Raw genomic sequence first — 21,072 nt, 5'->3', positions numbered from 1 at the left:
CCTAAATAGCATATTAAATAAAAAAATAAAAGCTCAAAAAACGAATGAATAGATTTTTGAGCCTAGAAAAATATTGTAAAAATTTAACGAAGAATTTATTTGTTTTTTAACTCAGTTCTTTGTTGTACTGCGTTTTTATTCAGTTTTATAATATTCGTCATAATGATGTTTAAATTCAGATTTCATTAAGTCAGATGTTATTCCGCCAAATTGGATTTCAAATCCGTCATTGTCCATTCCAATAAAATATGCTCCCCAACCTTTCAATTCATTTTGCTCGTTATCGAATACTTTTAATTCGGGAATTAACATTGTATTAATGAACTTGTCTTCTGGGTAATCATCATTTATTCCAACTCCGTTTTTAATGCAATGTTCTTTTATCAATTCGTAAGGTGAGTTAATATTCTCAAAATTGACTATACCAAAGACAACACCCATTGGTGTGTCCGCAAACTCAAAATCAGTTGTTCCGATTTTTACTCCGCTTAATTTTATATCGTAAGTCTTTTTCATTCGATACAAACTTGAATTTCATTGGTTGGTAGAAAACTTTGGAAAAAACCCAACGTTATAAGGTTCGATTTTTTGACTTTCAAGTCGGATGGATTTAAAAATTCAATTTCATATGTTGCTCTTTTCGGAATGTCAACTGAAGCTATCTTTTTTGCTCGTTTACCAAAAGCAAAAGACTGGATTTTCCAAAACGTTTCTTTTGGCTTTATTACAGTTTCTCCATTTACTTCTCGAAGAATTACAGAAAAGTTATTCGTAATTACTTTCCAACCACCCAAAACTTTCAGACTGTAGATTCCAACTGGTAATTCCATTTGTTGATTTTTGTCCAAAATGTTAATTGGTTTTCTCATTTCTCAAATGCAGTACAACGGCTTCGGCTATGATTAGTACGGGAATAAATAAGCGATTAACTTCCGAATTTGCACTTAGCCAAAACTTTTTATTTTACTTTTTAATTTTTAAAGCCAAATCAAAAGATTTGGCGGACTCTATAAAAATACACTTTTCTTTTGATTAAGCACCAAAACCCGTATTAATTATAGACTTTGTTGTGCTTAGTGTTTTTCTGCGTGTAATTTCAATTCCTTGTTCATCTGTTCAAATCCATTTTTTGTGTCCTTATCCAAACTCTTTGCAAATAGCTTAACCAAAATTCCACTAAAAATCTCGCTCTGCTCAAAATTGGTTGTTCCGTTTCCATTATCGGTTAGTTTGAATTTATGTTCTCCGTCAAAAATTCCTTTGAACCAAAGACGACCAAGCCATTTTAATTCTGAGTTTTCATTAAAGATTAATATAATAGGTTTAAAAGTCATTCCTTGTAATTTTATTTTAATCTGTTTTCCAACCTTTACTTCTCCAGTAACCGACTTAATAAATGAATTCCATTCGGGGTAATTTTTAAAGTCGGTAAGTATTTTCCAAATTTTCTCTTTACTTGCGTTTATCGTAATTGATGTTTTAATCTGCTTTGCCATAATATCTAATTTATTAGACAAAGTTCGATTCAAATGTGGTTTCTGCTCTTGACAAAAATCAAGAAATCTTTTTGTTTCTTATACGACTAAATGTTTCAGGCGACATTCCTAGCATTGAAGCGAGATATTGCAAGGGAACTTGATTAAAAAGCTCTTTGCTATTCTCAAAAAGTTTGTCGTAACGTTCTTCAGCACTAAGGGATAAATGGTTGAAAACTCTATCTTCTAATTGAATGAAACAACCTGCAATAAATTGTTTTTCAATTTCAGCCCAATTTGGAACTAAATTATTCAAAAGCACATAATTTTCTTTATCGATTGTGTAGAGTTCGCAGTCCGTTAATGCTTGAATATTCCACTTCGCTCTTTGTTTGAAAGTAAAACTGTATAAATCTGTTATGAAGTAGCCTTTTGTAGAAATCCATTGCGTAACTTCCTTGTCATTAGCGTTTGCAAAAATTCTAATAAATCCACTTCTTACAAAACTCAGTTTTTCGCAATATTGTCCAGATTTTGTAAAATAATCTCCTTTTTTGAGTTCAGATTCAGTGAATAAAGACGTTATTTTGTCCATATTCTGGTTTGAGATTCCAAAGTAGGAAGTAATATATTTTTGTAATTCTGTCAATTTCCTGAATGTTTTTACATTAAGCACAACGGTTGGGCTATGAGTAGTTGCGTGGTTTAGCACTTAACTTTGCAAGTACACACCAAACTGAAAATCCGCGAGGATTTTCAGAAGTAGGCGAGAACAAGCAATTACTTATAGCCATTGTTGTGCAACGTATTTTTAATTCTTTTTTTTCATTGAATTTTCAAAAAACTCATTAAATTCTTCCATTCCATTTGGTTCTAAAAAAACCACTTTTTTTTGTAATTCCATTGGCGTTTTTTTTCCGCTGTTTTCCATAATAGCTAATGGCCAAGTAAAACTGAAATCATTTGGTAAAATCATTTTATTCGGATTGATATTTCCCTCTATTGCATTGGAATAATACACTTTATTATTTTCACTCAACTTAAATCTAATTTTGGTTTTAAAATCCCCACTATATTTTGCCGATTCTGTCTGAATTATTTCATTCGGCTCAATTTTAATTTCTCCGAAACTGTTTCCGCAATCAGAGCTTTCCCAATACTCAATTGGTTTCCATAATCCATTTTTATCCATTGCCTCTTGTAGAATGTAAATGCTATAATCCTGATGAGAAAGTGAAATTGTATCGGAAGTGGTATTTTGTATATACACCCAAATTTTTCCATTATCGTTTGATTTAGCTATAAGTCTAAATTCGTCATTAGATTTTTCGCTATTTTCAAACTCGCTTTTAAGTTCAGAATTTGCATTAAATTCAGAGTTGTAGCGATTTTGATTTACGGTCATTTCCGATTGCTGTGCTTGAGCAATTTGGCACAGAAATATGAATATTATTCCAATTTTAAATCTCACGACTTCAGTTTTTTTATATGTTGCACAACGGTCTCGTATAACCGTCAGTTACGGGTTAATATGCGTTAATTTTCGGTTTGGCACAGACTTTAGCAATTCCGAGTGGATTCGGACGTAGTCGAATTCGCCGTAATTGCGGTTATACATTGTTGTAACACGTTTTTATTTTTCAGTTTTCTTTTCATTTTTATCTCCGACAGCCCATTTTCTAATTTGTTCGTTTAAATCTCTGAATCCAATTCCGCCGAGTAACATTCCAATTGGCATTCCGATTAATGTCCGCCAAAATTCTTTCGGATTTCTCCTATAATCTGGAAGATAAGCCCAATATAAAAATCCTCCAAAAAGGATTATCAAAACAGATATAATTACGAATTCAGTCATATTTTATTTTTATCCAAACATCGCCCAAAGCATAGACATTATTGAGTCAAAAGTGCTTTGTTCTTTTTCAGGTTCATAATATTTTTTCGATAAGTATTTCAACGATTTTTTATTCCAATTACTATCAAATATTAAATTCAGTTCAGATTTGTGATTTTGTATTTCTGATTCCGAAAGCTCTTTCCGTTTTATTTTGTATTCAGTTTCTATTAATTTCGTTATTTTCTCAAATTCTCCATTTTGAAATAATTCCTTCTCTTTTTGAGTTCCAACATTTTCTAACGAAGATTTTTTTCCTTCGTATGTATTGTAAATTCCCAAATGTTTTTTAGTTAATTTCAATTTTTCTTAGTTTGCTCAAATGTGTTACAACGTTGATGTATAAGATTAGTTGTGTGTTTTAAGCACTAAAGTTAGCAAATAAATCACAGATAGAAAGTCCGCGAGGACTTTCGTAAATAGACTAAAACCAGCAATTAATTTTATACGGTGTTGGCAATAGTATTTTTATTCCGTTAATTTATTTTTCTGTTTAAATCGTTTGTGAATTTTATAATAACAAAAGAGAATTATTAGAGAAATAGAACAAAATATAATCGTAAACAAAACAAAATATATAAGAAAGTAAATAGACCAAATTTTTATATAATCTATCCAGTTAGTATTCCAGTAATTAACTATGAAATTATAATCATCAATAATTATATAAACCCAATATATTATAATGAAAATAATACTTGAGTATTTATATAATCTCAAGGTTTTATCTACAGACTTATCTAACTCTTTCATTATATCTTTTTTCCAATTATAGTTTTGTCATTATTTTGGTAATAATATTATCTTATTAGTCAAAAAAGTGAACATACAAATAAGTCATTTCAGTTTGTTTGTCAATCCATAAATAATATTCGCTAAATGTATGGTCCAAAAAATCATTCTTGTAATAAATTCGGTCAACATTTTTATTCGGTAAATCAAACCATCTCGGAAGTCCAGCGTCTTCTTTTAATTCGTCAATAATATTTCCAAATTTCACATTATTACTTTCGACAGTATTCAGAGGTTGGTCGTGAGCAATAATTTTTTCTAAAATATTTGAGTCGTATGTGAACGACATATAATGAACTTGAAAATCAAAATACCCTCGGTTTTTAAGTTTAATTTCCTTTATAGATTCAGGAGGTTTAAATCCAAAGTTGTCCTCAAAAGACGATTCAAGTTTTTCTCTGTTTTGCGATTCGTATGCACAACTATAACTCATTAAGAGTACAATCAAAGTCAAAAATTTCAGATATTTTCTCAATGTTTTTGGGTTCGGTTATATTATTGCCAACGTGTTTGTATAAGCTTTGTTGCGTGATTTAAGCAATGAATTTACTAAATAAAACACGAACGGCGAAATTCCGAAGGAATTTCCCAAGTGAGCTATAACTAGCAATAAAGTTTATACGGTGTTGTAACACGTTTTTAAATTTTTCATTTCTATTTAATTATAAAATTCAGTTTTGGCTTTTGAAAATATGTCGTTTTAATTTCCAACCAAATTTGTTTTGTGCGATTTTCCTTTTTTCCAATAATGACTTTATATTTTAAATCTGTCCAAGTTACTGGTAAACCATTAATTTTAATAACAGAAAGAGTAACTTTAAAATTCGGTGGTTTTTCAAATGGACTCTTTTTCCAGTCTTCTTTATTTGGGTTCCTTTTTTCTATTAATTGATAATTATGAGATTCCAAAAAGTTCTCTATTTCTATTTCAAAAGATTTAAAATTCCGATAATAAATAACTTTTATTTGATTGTAAGTAGCATAAATAATTAATAGAACTACAATAAAAATAAAGAAATATTCCATTTTCAATAAACTATTTTTTTAGCTTTAATTTACTTAATTTCACTTTGTACATCAATTCATTTTCAATTTCAATAAATTCTCCATTTTGGTTGTAGAATTCTGTAAAAGCAGTTCTTTTGTCTATTATTTCCATAACAGTTCCATTTGTTCCAATTTCAATTCCGTTTTCAAGTTTTTCTCTTAAAATCACTTTTTTATAGAGCCATTTTTTTTCAAGTCTTTTCTTTTCAACTTCAATTTTTGGTATTCCAAAAATAACTCCTTTAATCCAATCATAAATTGAATTTAGTCCAATCCAAATTCCAGCAATTACATATTTAAAAAGAATTTCTCCTATTATTTCTCCCATTATTAATTCCTTTTTTGAGATCGCTTGGTAATGTGTTACAACGGTGTTGTATATGAAAAGTAGCGGATTTTTAAACACTAACTTTTCGGTTTAGTGCTGGCTTTAAATTTATGAAAATCACTTTGGATTAAGCACTTGAACCGCTATTTTTTATATACGTTGTTACCTGGCTGGCGTTTTTCCGCAAACTTGCTAGCGTTGGCAAAGACATACTCTTTTACAGTTTTGGTGTAGCGTGGATGGTGCGACTGGAAATGTGTATGGCTTTTAGCGTTGGCAATTCCGCTATGTCATTAAATTATAACTTTCGCTTGGTGGGAACAGTAATTCAATTCCTTTAGGTTTGATTTTAAATAATGGACCTTTTTCAACCACTTTCCCTTTTGAGTTTCGCTTAATTAAATGGTCAAGAGTTATAATCCCTTGTTCAATTAGTAAGTCAAATTGTGAGGTAATTGGCTTTTTTGTGTGTTCCACCAGCTTATATTGAAAATGTTCACGTTCATCAATCCTTATACTTTCGGCTTCTACCCAAAATGTTTCTTTATGTTTTAATTTTAATCGGTTATGAAGTTTGTCTAATGTCCAGACTACAAAATCTCCAACCTCTGGCTTATCAGAGTTTTCAATTAGTTGTTTTATATCGCTATCAATTCTTAAATTTAAACCTTGCGAGTTTCTCGTAATTGCTGAAACTGTGCAATAAAGTTTAAAATCATCATCACGTTCATAGCCAAAATTGTCAAGAATTTCCGCTGAACTTTTAAACTTACTCAATTTCCAATCTGGAACTTGTGCGAATAGATTTTTTCGATTCGTTCTGCTATTTCTAAACGATTTAAGTTCAATTCCTTTATAATCTGGTTGTTTTGAAGAGTTAATGTCAATTCCGAGAGCTGTCTCAAGTGTCCTACCTACAGAAGTGTCAGCATCAACCATCGAAGGTATTGGGCCTGCATTCGCAATTTTTCTTAAAAGAGCTAATAGCTCAAAAGCAACTTCATTTTCTGTCGTATTAATTGCATTAATTAGTTCTTGAAATGGATTTAGAATTGAAGAATAAATTAATTCCTTGATATCTAATTTTGTCAAGTTAAAAACTTGAAAATTATCGTTGTAAAAAGTGATTCCAATAATATCGTTAGGGTCAGCAACTTTTGTTAAACCATAAAACCAAATTCTCGGGTCTCCTTTTTTAGTTGATGGACGATATAGAGATGCTTTTGACTTTATAATCTTAAAACCAGTATGAATAATTGCTGGAATCATTACTTTGCTCTCTGTACCTTGATTCTGCAATTCATAATCGTGAATGTTCTCACTTTTCAAATAACTACGAACAGAACCAGTCGCATCCATAATGGATTTTTTTAATCCGGTTTCGGTTGGCTCAATTAAAGTAAGAGAAACTTGGTTTTTGGTCAGTAATTTTATTTTTTCTTGTTCTTCGTTTGTAAGTTTTCTCACTTGATGTGTTTTAAAATTTCACTTGCCACTGCTCGTGCTAATAATGGCGGAACAGCGTTACCAACTAGAGTGTATTGTGGCACTTCCGTTTTTCTATTATTTCCTCCTGTTGAGCGTTTCCCTTGAAATACAAAAGAGTCGTCAAAAGACTGTAAACGTGCCATTTCTCTAACTGTTAAAGACCTTGGCGAATTGTAATGAATATAATCATCTGCGATGGTCATTATAGTAGAGCTTTGTTCATCTGGTTTTAAAACATTATAATTTCGCTTGTTTGTCGAAAGACCTAATTTTTCTAATTCTGGTTGCGCTTTTTTATAATCTCCAATTTTTAAAATAACTCCAAGTCTTTCAACAACAGTTTCGTTTTGATTACTTGTTTTGTGATTATTGAGTATGTCGAAATACTTTTCCCCATTTTCAAGTGCTTCTGTATTCCTTACGTAAAAAGGCTTTGTTTGAGGTTTGAAACGCTCAATTAATCTACCTTTTCTTGACCATTCTGCAAAAGATTTTCCACCTTTAGAAATTGGCTTTCCATCAATTTTTCTTTTCTTTAAAAGTTTAGCCATTTTCTTTGCAGTTCCATTGTATTGAGTTGAAATATCAACTAATTCGTATCGGTGAGCTTCTTGATTGTTACCGATAAAATCTAAATCATACAAAGCTTCAAAAATGGTAACCTTTTCTTCTTCAGAAACGGTTGCAGGAATTTCAGAAATATATTTTTGGTCTTTACGACAACCAATGAAAAGCACTCTTTCCCTATTTTGTGGAACACCATAATTTGAAGCGTTAGCAACAAAAGGTTTTTCTATTTTGTAAAGCCTAATACTTTCAAGAATAGTTTCTAATTCCTTGTTCTGTGATTTATTGCAATGCGATTTTAATATCTCTATTGACTCATCAAAAGAAGTTGTATAGATTTTTAATGCAGTAATGATATCATCACAATCTTTTTTATAAGTATTAGGAACTTTTAAAAGCTTGAAAGCATTTTCAATTTTCGATATAACATTTTCTGAACTGATTTCTGTTAGGAAATCAGTAAAAGCATTTACAAAATTATCACTATCAATATTGCAAAAGTCTTTTTCTTTTATAATATCACGTTTCAGTTTTTCCCATTCTTTCGCTCGCGCTAAAAGGTTAAATCCGTGACGAATAGTATTTATATTCTCGTCCGTTTTACTGGTTTTGTAATCTGCAATTTTTGGTGTTAGTTTTCTAAATCTATTTTCTACAAAATTGATAAAATCAGCTTTTCCGCTTTCTTTATCTTTTTCGAGTAACTTTTCAAGTTCAACACGTTTTATAATGCTGTCAAATAGAAAAGAATTTGACTCGTCTCGTACCTTTTTTATAAATGATGTAAGTGAAGGAATCTCTTTAATGTCAACAATAGAGTTTATCTCTTTTATTATTAGTTCTTTTATCTTACCGCTTTCTTTTGTTAAAATGCCTTTTACATTTTCCATTATGAAGTATTTCGGTTGTAAAACCTTAATGACTTCTAAATAATGAGAAAATAAGTCGTCTTTTTTGTCAAATTTCTTTCTTTTTCCTGCAAGGCTAAAACTTTGACAAGGTGGACCACCGCAAACAACGTCTATTTTTCGACCATCTATTTTTTCTAACAAATTGTCTAAAAAGTCTGGTTCAGTAATATCTTGTTTGAGAAATTTAGCATCTAAACCCAATTGATGATTGTAACGAACAACGTGAGTGAGTTCGCAGTTTTCGTTTATATCGTTAGCTACTACAAAATCAAAGAATTTGTTGTTATGTTCAGCTTGTAAAAATCCCTCACTAAAACCACCTGCTCCTGCAAATAAATCAACAAAAGTGAATGGTTTTCCGTAAAGCGAAACCTGTTCTTTTACGATATTTACATTACTATTTTCTTTATAATTTTCTATGTGTTCATTTAAAACGCTTTTAACTTCGTCTTGAATAAAAGTCTTTTTGTTGGAATGGTGCAGAAGTTCATCTGCTCGTTCTCTTAAAAAATCCAAATAATGATTGATTTCGTGTGACTCTACAGATAATCCAATTGCTTTTTGTTTTGATTTATCGAAGTTTTTCGGTTCTATTTTTTGTCCAGTTGAAATTTTAACTTGACTTCCGTTGCAGTTGATTCGTAGATGAATTGGTGCGAACCCTTTTTTGTCAGCCTTGTCTAAATAAAAATTAATTGTTGCCATAATTATTCACGGACGTTTTTACGTACACGGACAAATTTACGGACATTTTTTAAAATTCCTATTTAATTCTGTTTTTTATTCAGATTAAGCGTTGGGAAAAGGCAAGCTCTTTTTATTTTGTGAGGCACGAGCAAAATAAAATGTGCTTGACTGTGCGGTTGGATTCGCTTGCAGGTAACGTGTTTGTATAAGGATAGTTGCGGTTTTGAGTGCGAGGATTTTCCGATTAGGAAAATCAAACGTACCAAAAGCGCAACGACTTTTGGTTTAGCCTAAAATAAGCAATTATTTTTATACGGTGTTAGGCAACGTTTTTTATTTCATTCAGTTCAAAGAACCGATTGATTTTGGTTAATAATTCAGTTTTACTCTTTTTTAAATTCAGCACGTTATAAAACGGATTGTTTATTGATTTGTCAATCAGTTTTCCATTCTGTATTTTCATTAAGTGAGGAAATCCGCTGTAATTCTTAAACTTGTAAAGAGCCTCTGAAATAAATTCCACGTTATATTCCGATTCTACTTTTTTTCCATTCAGATACACGATTTCAATTCCGTCAGTCAGATTTGGGATTATTTGTTCCTCAATATATTCTTTCGAGTTTTTTCTATTGTTGTAGCAGAAGAAATTCTTTCCGTTGTTGCTAGTCAGAAATTCAGAGTATTTTTTTTCAAATCGCTTTCTTTGAAAGAAATGAATTGGGTAAAGAACTATCATTATTGGCAAAAACAATATAAAAATCGGAATTCCGATAATTAAAAATACGATAAATGCTAAAATGTTATTTCCTAATTTCATTGTTTCCTCAAATGTTGCCTAACGTTTCTCGTATAAGCTTTGTTGCGTTTTAGTTATGCTAAAAGTAAGCAATTTATTAAACAACTTTGTGCCTGCGTATTTTTCCGAAGGAAAATTTTAGCAGCAATAAAGTTTATACAGTGTTGGCAATAGTTAATTTTCATATTTTCCCAACCAATTTATTTCAGCCTTCCAATCTTTTTTAGTGTATTCCTCGTTGTTGTAAATTCTGAAAAACCTTTTAATTTGATAATCTTTCAAAATTGATTTTATAGAATCTAATTCATTATTGTTAATTGATTTATCAGACAAAAGAGCAATTGTCAAAGTATCAATTTTAAATCCTTTTTCCAGCTTTTTATTATTACTTTCCGTTTTTGAAATTTTCAAAAAAGATCTTTTATTTATTATTTGATTAATACTTTTCAAATTATTATCAGTTCTAATAATTATAGATTTATTTTCTTTTCCTATATAAATATTATAAAAAAGTTCCTTATTCTCAACTTTTATAAGCTCTTCATTTGTTTTAGGTAGTCTTAATTCAAAACCCAGTTTATTTTCAAGAAATTCATAATTATTTTTTATTCTTTTAAGACTTAAATCGTAAACTGAATCAGTTTGATGTTTTATTAGTAAAGAATCTTTTTTAAGATTAAATTTATAATTCCAGACAGCTTCTTCAAGTTCAATTTTTTTTCCAATAACTTTCCATCTAGTTGAATAATTTCTGTCATAATAAACTACAGGATTTTCAATTAATATCGAGTCATTTGAAAAAGTAATATTTATATCAAAATTAGTGTCAGAAGTTGCACTCCAGTTTCCAATGAAGTCAGATTTTGATTCCTCTTTTTGACAAGAATAAAAAATCAAAAAAGTCAGAAAAATAAAAGTTGTTTTTTTCATAGCGACTAATTATTGCCAACGGTCTCGGCTATGAGTAGTTGCGTGGTTCAGCGGTTAACTTAGCAAGTATACACCAAACTGAAAATCCGCGAGGATTTTCAGAAGTAGGCGAGAACAAGCAATTACTTATAGCCATTGTTGTGGGTAGTTTTTTATTTTTCACATTCCAACTGTTTCGTAAATATAACTAATTCCAGTTTCGGGATTCTTCAAATATCTCGAACGCTCAAATTCATTCGATTGGTCTTTTGCATAAATCAAATAATTTTGGTCAGGATTAAACCACTTTGGCAATTCAGTCCAAGATTTCCAATCATTTCCGATTGTATCAATTTCAAGTCCATTATACTCAACAAATTCTTCAAACCATTTTTTGTCAGATTTGAATTTTAGGAATAGTTCGTATTCAAGAGTAAAGTGAGGTGATTGATAATATTCTCCTTTAATTAGTTCAATTTCTTTTGGCGGTTCGTTTCCAGACCAATATCTATATGCTTTTTTGGCATCTTTAGTTTCGGTTGAGAAACAGCCAACTAATAGGGTAACAATTCCAATAAGCAATATTTTTTTAATTAGTTTCATTTTTAAAGTCAATAATGCACAAAATATGAGTCCGTTTCCTCTCCGTTATCAACCATTCTAATTCGGACGTCAAATAATTCAGTCAATATTTTTTCTTTGGTCGAGTTGTCAAACTCTTCAAATTCCAACTCCTCAATACGTTCCGAAATTTTGTCTCCGTTATGCCATTTTTCCGCCACAATTTTTTCAATCAGAATATTCAATTCAGGTGAGGGAATTTCCATTTCAGATTTATGCCAAATAAATTCCTGTCGTTCTTCTGGGTCATTTTCGTCATAGATTGCAATTCCGCTTATTGAGTCAACCGTTTCGTTTGTCAATTTAATTTTCTCAACTCCATATAGCTTGAGATAAGATTTTAAAAAATTCAGTCTTTTTGATTCGTTCATTTCGGTTTTCTCAAATTACCCACAACGTTTATGTATAAGAATAGTTGCGGGTTTGTATGCGAGGATTTTCCGAAGGAAAATCAGACGTTACAAACACGCAACGATCTTTGATTAAGCACTAAACCGCAATTATTTTTATACGGTGTTGTGGTGTCGTTTTTTATTCAGATATTTTGGTTCATTAATTTCCTTTTCAAATTCAGTTTGTCGAAAAAATGGCCAAACTCGTTCGTCTCCAAGTTCAATATTTTCAGATTCACTTTCTTCCGCTTTTTTTGGATAAATTCCGAACGTTATTAAACTCAAAATCCATTTAATCGGATTCGAGAATTTTGGGTCTTTCCATTCGTATTCATTGTCAGATTTCAGAAACAGAATAAATCGTTTAATATGATTTTCAGCCTCATCAGTCAATTTGTCTTTTCCTGTGTTTTTGTGTTTTCTCAAATCATCATAACAGTACCAAAAACTATTTTCAACCGCTTTAACTCCTTTGTCATTTGTTGGGTATATTGGTTCAATTCTGTCCATAAACTCAAAGTTTGTTATTCTTCCAGATAGATAATGGCGAAGATTTTCGGCTAATATATTTCTATGACTTCTGTTCATTTTTAGGGTTTCGTTAAATGCACCACAACGGTCTCGGCTATGAGTAGTTGCGTGGGTTAGCGGTTAATTTTGCAAGTACACACCAAACTGAAAATCCGCGAGGATTTTCAGAAGTAGGCGAGAATAAGCAATTACTTATAGCCATTGTTGGCAACTGGCTTTTATTTATTCAGTTCAATTATTCTCTAAATTAATTTAAAAATAGACTTGCTAAAATTGGCAAAATTCCAAAAATGACAAGTCCAACTATTGAAGTCCAATATTGATAATTTTTCTTCTCTTTTTTTATGGTACTAAAAATTATAAAAATAAGACTCAATAAAAGTAAAACTGTTCCTAAAATTCCAAAATAAAATAAGACTTGTGCTGTATTGTCTCCTTCATTAAATATACTTGTATAGCTGATTGTTAAATAGAAGGAAATAATATTAATTATTAAAATCCAAATCATAAAATGGAATGCCCATTTTTTAAAATTTATATTATTCATTTAAGTTAGTTTTTCATTTATTCGGTCAAATTTCTTTTCTCCGAGTTCAGTTTTTATTATTACCGAATTCTGTTCCACAATATTTTTGAATTTCAGAAATTCAGTTTGATTTTCATTCCAAAATTCAGTCGGTAAACTTGAAACAGCGATAAGTAAATCGCCTTCGTAAAAATCACATTCGGTCAAAATATTCCGTTCGAGTTTTTCGAGTGCGATTCCGATTAGATATTCAATTCCGATATTTTGAGAAATCAGAAGTCTTATTTGTTCGTTTGTCAATTCCGCAATACCTATCTTTCGATAGCGATGACATTTTTCAACCAAATCAGTCGGAAATTCGGAAGGGTTTTTCCAAATATCTTTCTCTAATTGTTCGATTGATTTTGTTTCCATATGAGTGATTTCGGCTTGTTGCCAACGGCTCTGTATAAAGTTTGTTGCGTCTGGTTTAGCGTAAAGTTAGCAAATAATCACGGATTAGAAAATTCGCTAGAATTTTCGCAAGTAGGCTAAAAGCTAGCAATAAAATTTATACTTTGTTGTACACTGTAATTTATTTAACAGAATCCTTTACAAATATCTCTTTTTCGAAATAAGTTTTAGAAGTCAAACTGTCTATTCCATTCTCAAAATTCCCATTTGCATATTCGAGCATGTACCCTTTTATGTTCTTTAATCCTGGACTTTCAAAATAATACCCAAATGTCACAAAGTATTTTTGTTCTACATTAGGAAACCATTTTTGATTTACTGTATCTATTGTTAAATTGTAAAAAGTGTCTAGTTTAACCTCATTTTCATTTGAAAAATCAGAGTTAAAATTATTTTTAGATTTACCAATTAAAACCATTAATTGAGAATTTTCTTCTTCAATCAAAGGTGAGCGTAAATAAGCAATAGCTTTCATAGACTCATTGAACTCAACAGTGTCTTTTCTAAAATATATCACATTGTAATTTGTAGCTCTTGTTCCCAAAGTGTCATTTATAAACTCCTTTTGCATAAAAATAGAGTCTTGATTTCTCCATGGTATTGTATCTCCGCTTTTGTTCAAAAACCAAACTCTATTGATTCTTGAATGTCCGTTGATTACAAACCACTCTCTAATTTCCCTCAATTTTCCATTTTTAGAATATAAATTCCATATTCCAAAAGGTTTACCATTTTTTCTGCTTTTTCCTTCTTTAAATATATTTCCATTTTTGTAATAATAAAAAATACTATCGAATTCAGATTTCTTTAAAACTTTTCTATAAATTTTATCAGGTTGTTTTTCGTAAAACTTTAGAATCACATTAGTCAATTTATCAGCTCGTTTATTATTACAAGATAAAATCATAAAAGCTAAAAATAGAAGTGGTAGTAAGTTTCTCATTTATAGTGTACAACGTGGTTGTGTAAGATTAGTTGCGTGTTTCAAGCAACTAATTTACTAGATTAAACACGAACGGCGAAATTCCGAAGGAATTTCCCAAGTGAGCTAAAACTAGCAATTAATTTTACACGGTGTTGCCACACGTAATTATTCAGATTTTTCATTTTTCAAATATTCATAACTATTTTTAAAATACTTTTTTATTGATGGTTTCAAAAAGTTTGAATATTCCGTATTTTCATTTCGCTCATTCGATAACCAAGCCATTGAATAAGCTATTATTTGTTCAGGCAAATATCCAATTCCACTTGATTGCCATCCAAATCCTCCATTTGTTGAAAATTGTGAAAAATTAAATCTTGAATTTCCTATAAAAATTCCAAAACCATAACTTATAGCGGTTAAGTCAGTTAAAAATTCATCATTTTCCTCAATTCGATTTTCTCCTAATAATATCTGGTGAGACAATTCGTGAGAAATTGTTGCAATTAATGAAATAGGATCTTTTAATTGTTGAGTTTCAATTGAGATTATAATACCTTTTTCATTCTTTTCGTAAGTTCCAGCAGCACTTTCCCATTTTCCATTTATGTCAGCAGGAGTTGTTAAAATTGTTCCATTTTCAGATTCTACAATTCCATCTGAAAAAAAATCAAGTTTTATTTCCAAATCTTTGATGCTCATTAATTCCATTGTTCGTTCTAAAATGAATTCAGCATCTTTTTCTGTTTTATCGAAATTCCTGTTGTAAAACTCTTTAGTTGGTTTCACAGTTTTAATTTCCATAAAATGTTCTTTTCCTAATTCAGCTTTTAACCAATTTAAATCTTCATCAATCCAAACTTTGTCTTCTTCTGTAATTGGTAATTTTTTTCTTTTATTCCAGAACATTTTCGTTCAGTTTTTTATGTGTGGCAACTTGTTTATATGCTTATAAAATATCAGTATAGCCGTCTAATTTAATAGACTAAACTGATGTTTTGTAATATTATTTATAACATAGTATTGTCTCCATAAATATAAATTTATTCTATAGTTCATCAAAAGGATTTTTAATGTTTTTCAGACTAGTTTTGCTAACGTGTGTATAAATCATGGTTGTTTTTGGACTGTTATGTCCCAATAACTCTTGTATATATCTAATATCTGTCCCGTTTTCTAATAAATGTGTTGCGAAAGTGTGCCTTAGTGTATGTAATGTGACTTTTTTTGAAATTCTTGTATTCTTCAATGATTTTTTTAAAACAGCTTGAGCACTAGAATTACTATATTTTTTTCCATTTTGCCCCTCAAAAAGGAACACTTTTGGTTTATAGGCTAAATAATATTCTCTAACAAGTTTTAAAAAAGAATATGAAAGTAAAGTATACCTATCTTTTTTACCCTTAGCTTGTCTAATATGAATTAACATTCTTTTACTATCAATATCATTAATTTTTAAATTCAATGCTTCCCCAATTCTAAGCCCACCCGAATAAAGTAAACTTAATAACGTTTTGTGTTTGAGATTTGTAAGATTATTAAAAATTGTCTTTATTTCTTCTGTACTTAGAACTGCAGGTAATTGTTTTTCTTTTTTTGGTCTTTCAATATTAAGTAAATCAACTTCTACTCCCTTAAATAAAAGAAATTTTTTGATTCCGTTAATACATTGATTTTGATAAGACACAGACTTATTTGCTCTAAATATAAAATCGTAGTTAAATTGTTCAATTAATTTTATCGAATAATTTTCAATCTTTTTTAGCAATCCATAACGCAAAAAGAAACTTGTTACTTCTACATAGGTGTTAACAGTATTAGCACTTAACCTTTTTTGTTGTAACCATTTTTTAAATTCAGATAATTCTATGGTTAATTTGTTAGATAGAATAGGTAACTCTAATTTGTAGTTTTCTTCTAAGTGAGGCGTTAATCGTTTTTTTAATTTGTTATAGTTAACAAACCAATTTTTAAGTCGAATATGTTTATATAATAAACTTCTATTATATAAGGAATCTTCAATGTAAAAGCATTTCAAAGTTTTACTCCAAAATACTTCGGGTAGTATGTTTAAATGATTTTTCACTTCCTCACTGAAAGGAAAATGAATCGTAATAACATTTATACCCTTGTGGGTATTACGGAGTAAGGTAATAGATTTCATAGCAAATACTTAGCTAATATAATAAAATAAAAGCGTACTGTTCTATTTTTATGAAAACACAATCAAGATATTATAGTGCAAATAAAAAAAGTTATATATGATTTTTACAGACTTTAATTAAAATATAACATGAAAACCTAAGATACTAGCGGTTTTGTAGAAATTTTATAAACCCGAAGGTCATTGGTTCTTATTTAGTTCTTGCTTATAAAAAAAAGACTCTCATAAAATGAAAGTCTTTTTTTTATTTTAATTGTTTTAGAAAGTCTTTTAAAATCCCTGAGCTATTGTTTCTAACTCACTTTTGTCTATTATAGAAATATCTTTTCCTTTAAATGCAATAATTTTTTTCTTTTTTAAATCAGAAAGTAAACGAATTGCAGACTCGGTAGCTGTACCAATAATATTTGCAATATCTTCTCTAGATAAATGAACATCAATTGCATTTTCTTCGTTAGTGCCAAATTTGGCTTCTAAATTTAAAATAGTTTCAGCTAAACGTTGTTTAACTGTTTTTTGAGCCATATCAACAATAACATTGTCAGCCTTTTTTAAAGAAGTAGCCATGTCTTTTAAAACTCCCATAGAAAAATTAGGGTTTTTTTCTAAGTCTCGTATAATTTCTTCTTTTGGAATAAAACAAACCTCCATGTCATTTAGTGCTATAGCCTTTAAATTGGCTACTTCATCAGAAATTAAACTACGTTCCCCTAACAAATCGCCTTTGGTAACTAAACTTATAATTTGATTTCTTCCATTTTCACTCATTTTAGAGATTTTGCAAATCCCATTTTTAATACAGAAAACCCCATTAATGTGCTCTCCTTCTTCGAAAAGAGCTTCTCCTTTTTTTACAACTTTAGAAGTTTTGCAATTAGACATCCTAACCAACTCTTCTCTACTTAAATGTTTTAAAGAATTAAATTGTCGAATAATGCATTGTTCGCATTTTCCTTCCATATCGAGTTACTGTTTTAGTTATAACAAAGATACCAAAAATGTGATAAATATCATATTTTTAAATATATTCTTATCAGAAATTTGCAAAAGGCAAAAGAGTAAATATGAATTCTACACAATGTTATCACTGTGGTGATTCTTGTGATGATAACTTAATACAATTTGATGAAAAATCTTTTTGTTGTAACGGTTGTAAAACGGTCTACGAGATTTTTTCTGATAATGATTTAACTTGTTATTACGATTTTCAAGACAGTCCAGGAGCAATTCCTACTGAAATTCAAGGAAAATACGATTTCTTAGAATCATCAGAAATTGCAGATAAATTATTGGATTTTAATGATGGTAATACGCAAATAGTTACCTTGTATATACCCCATATTCATTGTAGTTCTTGTATTTGGGTATTAGAGAATTTGCATAAATTAAATCCAAAAATTACTGCTTCTCAAGTTGATTTTCCAAAGAAAAAAGTTAGAATAACCTTTGGCTCAGATAAAACCTCTTTGAAAGAAATTGTGTTGCTGTTAAGCGCTATTGGTTATGAACCTTATATTAGTTTAGAGGATTATGAAGGCGGAAAAAAAGCAGTAGATAGAAGCTTAATTTATAAGTTAGGTATTGCAGGTTTTGCCTTTGGTAACGTAATGTTTCTCTCTTTTCCTGAATATTTTGAAGTTGATGGTTTTTGGTTAGAAAAATATAAAAACGTCTTTAGATGGCTGATGTTTGCATTTTCTTTACCTGTAGTTTTTTATGCTGGGAAAGACTATTTTATATCTGCTTTTAAAGGATTAAGCTCTAAAATTTTAAATATTGATGTTCCTATAGCTTTAGGGATTTTTGTTTTGTTTATTAGAAGTACATTCGAAATTATTTTTGATTTAGGAACAGGTTTTTTTGATAGCCTAACAGGATTAGTTTTTTTCTTACTATTAGGAAAATTCTTTCAGCAAAAGACCTATAATTTTCTTTCTTTTGAGCGCGACTATAAATCCTATTTTCCAATAGCAGTTACAAGAATTAAAGAAAATAAAGAAGAGAATATTCAGGTCTATAATATTGAAAAAGGAGATAGATTACTAATCAGAAATCAAGAATTGATTCCGGTAGATGGAATTTTAATCAGTGAGAATGCAGCCATAGATTACAGTTTTGTTACAGGAGAGGCAGAACCGGTTCAAAAAAAATCTGGCGATAAATTATTTGCTGGGGGTAAACAACTCTCTGGAGTTATAGAAATGGAAGTTTTAGTATCAGTTTCACAAAGTTATTTAACGCAGCTATGGAGTAATGATGTTTTTCAGAAAAATAAAGAATCTCATTTTAAAACTATAACAGATAATATTAGTAAAAACTTTACCATTATTGTTTTAGCAATTGCTTTTATTTCTACTGCTTTCTGGTTGTATTTCGATGCTTCTAAAGCATTAAATGTATTTACAGCAGTTTTAATTATCGCTTGTCCTTGTGCAATTGCACTAGCAGCACCATTTACTCTTGGAAACATGTTGCGTATTTTTGGAAAGCAAAAATTTTATTTAAAAAATGCAACTGTTGTAGAACAATTAGCAGCAATAAATAGTATTATTTTCGATAAAACAGGAACGTTAACCACAAGCAAAGAAAGTAAAATTTCTTATCATGGAATTGCCTTAAATCAGCAAGAGAAAAGCATTTTAAAAAGTTCTTTAAGAGCATCTAATCATCCATTAAGTAGAACATTATATCATACTTTTCAAGATGCAGAAATACTTACTATTTCTGATTACCAAGAAATTGTAGGCAAAGGCATTCAAGTTTCTTACAATGGAGTTAACCTAAAATTAGGTTCATCATCTTTTGTAAATAATCAACAAGAACAATCAGTCCTAGATACGGCAGTTCATATCAGTTTTAATAATCAATATAAAGGAAAATTTATATTTAAAAATTCGTATCGAAAAGGCGTAAAATCTCTATTCGATGTTTTGCAAAATAATTACGATTTGTCTGTAGTTTCTGGAGATAATGAAGGGGAAATAAAATTTTTACAAGAAAATTTACCTAAAGGAACCGATTTGTTATTTAATCAAAAACCTGAAGATAAATTGAATGTTGTAGCCAGTTTACAGCAAAATAATAAAAAAGTAATGATGATTGGTGATGGCTTAAATGATGCTGGTGCATTAGCACAGAGTGATGTTGGTATTGCGCTATCAGAAAACATTAATGTATTTTCACCTGCTTGTGATGGAATTTTAGATGCATCAAAATTTAACAAAATAGAAACTTTTATTAAAGCCTCGAAAAAAGCAATTACTATTATAAAATACTGTTTTATCTTGTCTTTGTGTTATAATGTTGTGGGCTTGTATTTTGCGGTAACCGGTCAATTAATGCCAGTTATTGCAGCAATTTTAATGCCATTAAGTTCTATAAGTATTGTTGTTTTTACAACAATTTCTACCAATGTATTGGGTAACAAAATAAAATAAGAATTATGAAAGTAACATCATTTTTAGAAAATATAAAATTTAATGATTTAAAACCTGCTTTATCACTTATGTTAGATACAGATTTTTCTAAAGAAATTAGAATTGTGTTTAAAAAAGGACAAGTTATGGAAGATCATCAAGCACCATTTGCAATTATTGTTCAGGTAATACAAGGTGCAATTGATTTTGGGGTAAATAATGAAACTATTGTTTTAAAATCAGGAGATATCATCTCTTTAAAACCTCAGATAGTTCATAATTTAAATGCTTTAGAAGATAGTATTGTTAGATTAACATTATCTAAAACAGATAAGATTAAGAGAGTAGAAAAAGTGATTAACAAATAAAAATCATAGAAAATGAGTATTCATATTAAAGCTAAAAAGGGAGAAATTGCAGAAACAGTTTTGTTGCCAGGAGATCCAATGAGAGCAAAATGGATAGCAGATTTTTTTCTAAAAGATATTATTCAGTATAACGATGTTCGAGGAATGTTAGGTTATACCGGAACTTACAAAGGTAAAAGAATCTCGGTGCAAGGAACAGGAATGGGAATTCCGTCAACATTAATTTACTGTACAGAGTTAATTACAGAATATAAAGTAAAAAACTTAATCCGTGTTGGTTCTGCGGGTTCCTATCAAAAAAATGTAAAAATTAGAGATATTGTTTTAGCAATGGCAGCTTCTACAAATTCTGGATTAAATACCATCCGTTTTAACGGAGCAGACTTTGCACCAACTGCTAGTTTTAAATTGTTCCAAAAAGCTATTGAAGTTGCAAAAGAGAAAAATATTCCTGTAAAAGCGGGAGGAATTTTAAGTTCTGATGAATTTTATGCAGATGATTTTGAGAGCTATAAAAAATGGGCAGATTATGGGGTATTGTGTGTAGAAATGGAAACCTCTGGATTATATACAGTAGCTGCAAAACACAATGTTAATGCCTTATCAATTTTAACCATTTCTGATAGTTTGGTAACAAAAGAAAGAACTACTGCAGAAGAAAGAGAACAGACGTTTAAAGAAATGATAGAAATTGCTTTAGAATTGACTTAGTATAATGTATACCTCCTTTAACGCTGTCGAGCGGTAAATTTAGGCTTTACTGCGTTCCACCTGACAAAATG

The 21,072-nt window shown here is 29.9% G+C and carries 26 protein-coding genes; 3 read left to right on the top strand and 23 right to left on the bottom strand.

Features of this window, described 5'->3' with window-relative positions; all coding sequences use genetic code 11:
• Positions 1-135 precede the first annotated feature (135 nt).
• The 23 genes from DIS07_RS03525 to DIS07_RS03415 all read right to left on the bottom strand — a co-directional run bounded on the left by DIS07_RS03525 (position 136) and on the right by DIS07_RS03415 (position 17,466).
• A complete protein-coding gene (locus DIS07_RS03525) occupies positions 136-516 on the bottom strand; it encodes a hypothetical protein (RefSeq protein ID WP_109403828.1) in 381 nt (126 codons plus the stop codon).
• Positions 513-830, bottom strand: a complete 318-nt coding sequence (locus DIS07_RS03520; protein WP_146190704.1) for a hypothetical protein — start codon at positions 828-830, stop codon at positions 513-515. The genes DIS07_RS03525 and DIS07_RS03520 overlap by 4 nt, the downstream gene beginning before the upstream one ends.
• Before the next feature lie 243 nt (positions 831-1,073).
• A complete protein-coding gene (locus DIS07_RS03515; RefSeq protein WP_109403826.1) occupies positions 1,074-1,496 on the bottom strand; it encodes an SRPBCC domain-containing protein in 423 nt (140 codons plus the stop codon).
• A gap of 58 nt (positions 1,497-1,554) precedes the next feature.
• Positions 1,555-2,070: a Crp/Fnr family transcriptional regulator gene (locus DIS07_RS03510; protein WP_219930511.1), complete on the bottom strand. Its 516-nt coding sequence runs from the start codon at positions 2,068-2,070 to the stop codon at positions 1,555-1,557.
• A 216-nt stretch (positions 2,071-2,286) separates the two neighbouring features.
• A complete protein-coding gene (locus DIS07_RS03505) occupies positions 2,287-2,946 on the bottom strand; it encodes a hypothetical protein (protein ID WP_146190703.1) in 660 nt (219 codons plus the stop codon).
• A 162-nt stretch (positions 2,947-3,108) separates the two neighbouring features.
• Positions 3,109-3,330: a hypothetical protein gene (locus tag DIS07_RS03500; RefSeq protein WP_109403823.1), complete on the bottom strand. Its 222-nt coding sequence runs from the start codon at positions 3,328-3,330 to the stop codon at positions 3,109-3,111.
• Between the two features lie 9 nt (positions 3,331-3,339).
• Entirely contained in the window at positions 3,340-3,672 is a 333-nt protein-coding gene (locus DIS07_RS03495; RefSeq protein ID WP_109403822.1) for a hypothetical protein, read from the bottom strand.
• 505 nt (positions 3,673-4,177) lie between these two features.
• Positions 4,178-4,609 carry a hypothetical protein gene (locus DIS07_RS03490; protein WP_235869084.1) on the bottom strand — a complete coding sequence of 144 codons (432 nt, stop codon included), beginning with the start codon at positions 4,607-4,609 and terminating at the stop codon, positions 4,178-4,180.
• 206 nt (positions 4,610-4,815) lie between these two features.
• Positions 4,816-5,187: a hypothetical protein gene (locus DIS07_RS03485; protein ID WP_109403821.1), complete on the bottom strand. Its 372-nt coding sequence runs from the start codon at positions 5,185-5,187 to the stop codon at positions 4,816-4,818.
• A gap of 10 nt (positions 5,188-5,197) precedes the next feature.
• Positions 5,198-5,536 carry a hypothetical protein gene (locus tag DIS07_RS03480; protein ID WP_109403820.1) on the bottom strand — a complete coding sequence of 113 codons (339 nt, stop codon included), beginning with the start codon at positions 5,534-5,536 and terminating at the stop codon, positions 5,198-5,200.
• 285 nt (positions 5,537-5,821) lie between these two features.
• On the bottom strand, positions 5,822-7,003 hold the full coding sequence (locus DIS07_RS03475; RefSeq protein WP_109403819.1) for an MvaI/BcnI restriction endonuclease family protein: 1,182 nt from the start codon (positions 7,001-7,003) through the stop codon (positions 5,822-5,824).
• Positions 7,000-9,207 carry a DNA (cytosine-5-)-methyltransferase gene (gene dcm, locus DIS07_RS03470; RefSeq protein WP_109403818.1) on the bottom strand — a complete coding sequence of 736 codons (2,208 nt, stop codon included), beginning with the start codon at positions 9,205-9,207 and terminating at the stop codon, positions 7,000-7,002. The genes DIS07_RS03475 and dcm overlap by 4 nt, the downstream gene beginning before the upstream one ends.
• 301 nt (positions 9,208-9,508) lie before the next feature.
• Entirely contained in the window at positions 9,509-10,006 is a 498-nt protein-coding gene (locus DIS07_RS03465; RefSeq protein WP_109403817.1) for a hypothetical protein, read from the bottom strand.
• 153 nt (positions 10,007-10,159) lie between these two features.
• On the bottom strand, positions 10,160-10,915 hold the full coding sequence (locus tag DIS07_RS03460) for a hypothetical protein (RefSeq protein WP_109403816.1): 756 nt from the start codon (positions 10,913-10,915) through the stop codon (positions 10,160-10,162).
• 159 nt (positions 10,916-11,074) lie between these two features.
• The gene (locus tag DIS07_RS03455) at positions 11,075-11,497 is read right to left on the bottom strand and encodes a hypothetical protein (RefSeq protein ID WP_109403815.1); all 423 of its coding nucleotides are present in this window, start codon (positions 11,495-11,497) and stop codon (positions 11,075-11,077) included.
• Positions 11,498-11,505: 8 nt separating this feature from the next.
• The gene (locus tag DIS07_RS03450; protein WP_109403814.1) at positions 11,506-11,886 is read right to left on the bottom strand and encodes a hypothetical protein; all 381 of its coding nucleotides are present in this window, start codon (positions 11,884-11,886) and stop codon (positions 11,506-11,508) included.
• A 135-nt stretch (positions 11,887-12,021) separates the two neighbouring features.
• The gene (locus DIS07_RS03445) at positions 12,022-12,495 is read right to left on the bottom strand and encodes a hypothetical protein (protein ID WP_109403813.1); all 474 of its coding nucleotides are present in this window, start codon (positions 12,493-12,495) and stop codon (positions 12,022-12,024) included.
• Positions 12,496-12,685: 190 nt separating this feature from the next.
• Positions 12,686-12,985 carry a hypothetical protein gene (locus DIS07_RS03440; RefSeq protein ID WP_109403812.1) on the bottom strand — a complete coding sequence of 100 codons (300 nt, stop codon included), beginning with the start codon at positions 12,983-12,985 and terminating at the stop codon, positions 12,686-12,688.
• A complete protein-coding gene (locus DIS07_RS03435) occupies positions 12,986-13,378 on the bottom strand; it encodes a contact-dependent growth inhibition system immunity protein (protein ID WP_109403811.1) in 393 nt (130 codons plus the stop codon).
• A 160-nt stretch (positions 13,379-13,538) separates the two neighbouring features.
• On the bottom strand, positions 13,539-14,360 hold the full coding sequence (locus DIS07_RS03430; protein WP_146190702.1) for a hypothetical protein: 822 nt from the start codon (positions 14,358-14,360) through the stop codon (positions 13,539-13,541).
• A 147-nt stretch (positions 14,361-14,507) separates the two neighbouring features.
• Positions 14,508-15,251, bottom strand: a complete 744-nt coding sequence (locus DIS07_RS03425; protein ID WP_109403809.1) for a hypothetical protein — start codon at positions 15,249-15,251, stop codon at positions 14,508-14,510.
• 139 nt (positions 15,252-15,390) lie between these two features.
• Positions 15,391-16,506, bottom strand: a complete 1,116-nt coding sequence (locus tag DIS07_RS03420; RefSeq protein WP_109403808.1) for a tyrosine-type recombinase/integrase — start codon at positions 16,504-16,506, stop codon at positions 15,391-15,393.
• A gap of 270 nt (positions 16,507-16,776) precedes the next feature.
• Positions 16,777-17,466: a Crp/Fnr family transcriptional regulator gene (locus DIS07_RS03415; protein WP_109403807.1), complete on the bottom strand. Its 690-nt coding sequence runs from the start codon at positions 17,464-17,466 to the stop codon at positions 16,777-16,779.
• A 104-nt stretch (positions 17,467-17,570) separates the two neighbouring features.
• On the opposite strand from DIS07_RS03415, the gene DIS07_RS03410 reads away from it, so the two are divergent.
• From DIS07_RS03410 to deoD, 3 genes are read left to right on the top strand one after another with little or no spacing between them, the layout of a single operon-like run.
• The gene (locus DIS07_RS03410) at positions 17,571-19,943 is read left to right on the top strand and encodes a heavy metal translocating P-type ATPase (protein ID WP_109403806.1); all 2,373 of its coding nucleotides are present in this window, start codon (positions 17,571-17,573) and stop codon (positions 19,941-19,943) included.
• Positions 19,944-19,948: 5 nt separating this feature from the next.
• On the top strand, positions 19,949-20,290 hold the full coding sequence (locus DIS07_RS03405) for a cupin domain-containing protein (protein ID WP_109403805.1): 342 nt from the start codon (positions 19,949-19,951) through the stop codon (positions 20,288-20,290).
• Positions 20,291-20,302: 12 nt separating this feature from the next.
• Positions 20,303-21,001 carry a purine-nucleoside phosphorylase gene (gene deoD, locus DIS07_RS03400; protein WP_109403804.1) on the top strand — a complete coding sequence of 233 codons (699 nt, stop codon included), beginning with the start codon at positions 20,303-20,305 and terminating at the stop codon, positions 20,999-21,001.
• Positions 21,002-21,072 lie beyond the last annotated feature (71 nt).

It is taken from the genome of Polaribacter aquimarinus (genome assembly GCF_003129485.1).
Taxonomy (GTDB): domain Bacteria; phylum Bacteroidota; class Bacteroidia; order Flavobacteriales; family Flavobacteriaceae; genus Polaribacter; species Polaribacter aquimarinus.
Note: the sequence above shows the minus strand (reverse complement) of the source record. Positions and strands in the feature narration are given on the sequence as shown.

What these genes read in the sequence shown, in the direction of transcription:
- DIS07_RS03525 (WP_109403828.1), bottom strand. Translation starts at nt 516, where the DNA reads ATGAAAAAGACTTACGATATAAAATTAAGCGGAGTAAAAATCGGAACA.
- DIS07_RS03520 (WP_146190704.1), bottom strand. Translation starts at nt 830, where the DNA reads ATGGAATTACCAGTTGGAATCTACAGTCTGAAAGTTTTGGGTGGTTGG.
- DIS07_RS03515 (WP_109403826.1), bottom strand. Translation starts at nt 1,496, where the DNA reads ATGGCAAAGCAGATTAAAACATCAATTACGATAAACGCAAGTAAAGAG.
- DIS07_RS03510 (WP_219930511.1), bottom strand. Translation starts at nt 2,070, where the DNA reads ATGGACAAAATAACGTCTTTATTCACTGAATCTGAACTCAAAAAAGGA.
- DIS07_RS03500 (WP_109403823.1), bottom strand. Translation starts at nt 3,330, where the DNA reads ATGACTGAATTCGTAATTATATCTGTTTTGATAATCCTTTTTGGAGGA.
- DIS07_RS03485 (WP_109403821.1), bottom strand. Translation starts at nt 5,187, where the DNA reads ATGGAATATTTCTTTATTTTTATTGTAGTTCTATTAATTATTTATGCT.
- DIS07_RS03480 (WP_109403820.1), bottom strand. Translation starts at nt 5,536, where the DNA reads ATGGGAGAAATAATAGGAGAAATTCTTTTTAAATATGTAATTGCTGGA.
- dcm (WP_109403818.1), bottom strand. Translation starts at nt 9,207, where the DNA reads ATGGCAACAATTAATTTTTATTTAGACAAGGCTGACAAAAAAGGGTTC.
- DIS07_RS03465 (WP_109403817.1), bottom strand. Translation starts at nt 10,006, where the DNA reads ATGAAATTAGGAAATAACATTTTAGCATTTATCGTATTTTTAATTATC.
- DIS07_RS03460 (WP_109403816.1), bottom strand. Translation starts at nt 10,915, where the DNA reads ATGAAAAAAACAACTTTTATTTTTCTGACTTTTTTGATTTTTTATTCT.
- DIS07_RS03455 (WP_109403815.1), bottom strand. Translation starts at nt 11,497, where the DNA reads ATGAAACTAATTAAAAAAATATTGCTTATTGGAATTGTTACCCTATTA.
- DIS07_RS03450 (WP_109403814.1), bottom strand. Translation starts at nt 11,886, where the DNA reads ATGAACGAATCAAAAAGACTGAATTTTTTAAAATCTTATCTCAAGCTA.
- DIS07_RS03445 (WP_109403813.1), bottom strand. Translation starts at nt 12,495, where the DNA reads ATGAACAGAAGTCATAGAAATATATTAGCCGAAAATCTTCGCCATTAT.
- DIS07_RS03440 (WP_109403812.1), bottom strand. Translation starts at nt 12,985, where the DNA reads ATGAATAATATAAATTTTAAAAAATGGGCATTCCATTTTATGATTTGG.
- DIS07_RS03435 (WP_109403811.1), bottom strand. Translation starts at nt 13,378, where the DNA reads ATGGAAACAAAATCAATCGAACAATTAGAGAAAGATATTTGGAAAAAC.
- DIS07_RS03430 (WP_146190702.1), bottom strand. Translation starts at nt 14,360, where the DNA reads ATGAGAAACTTACTACCACTTCTATTTTTAGCTTTTATGATTTTATCT.
- DIS07_RS03425 (WP_109403809.1), bottom strand. Translation starts at nt 15,251, where the DNA reads ATGTTCTGGAATAAAAGAAAAAAATTACCAATTACAGAAGAAGACAAA.
- DIS07_RS03420 (WP_109403808.1), bottom strand. Translation starts at nt 16,506, where the DNA reads ATGAAATCTATTACCTTACTCCGTAATACCCACAAGGGTATAAATGTT.
- DIS07_RS03415 (WP_109403807.1), bottom strand. Translation starts at nt 17,466, where the DNA reads ATGGAAGGAAAATGCGAACAATGCATTATTCGACAATTTAATTCTTTA.
- DIS07_RS03410 (WP_109403806.1), top strand. Translation starts at nt 17,571, where the DNA reads ATGAATTCTACACAATGTTATCACTGTGGTGATTCTTGTGATGATAAC.
- DIS07_RS03405 (WP_109403805.1), top strand. Translation starts at nt 19,949, where the DNA reads ATGAAAGTAACATCATTTTTAGAAAATATAAAATTTAATGATTTAAAA.
- deoD (WP_109403804.1), top strand. Translation starts at nt 20,303, where the DNA reads ATGAGTATTCATATTAAAGCTAAAAAGGGAGAAATTGCAGAAACAGTT.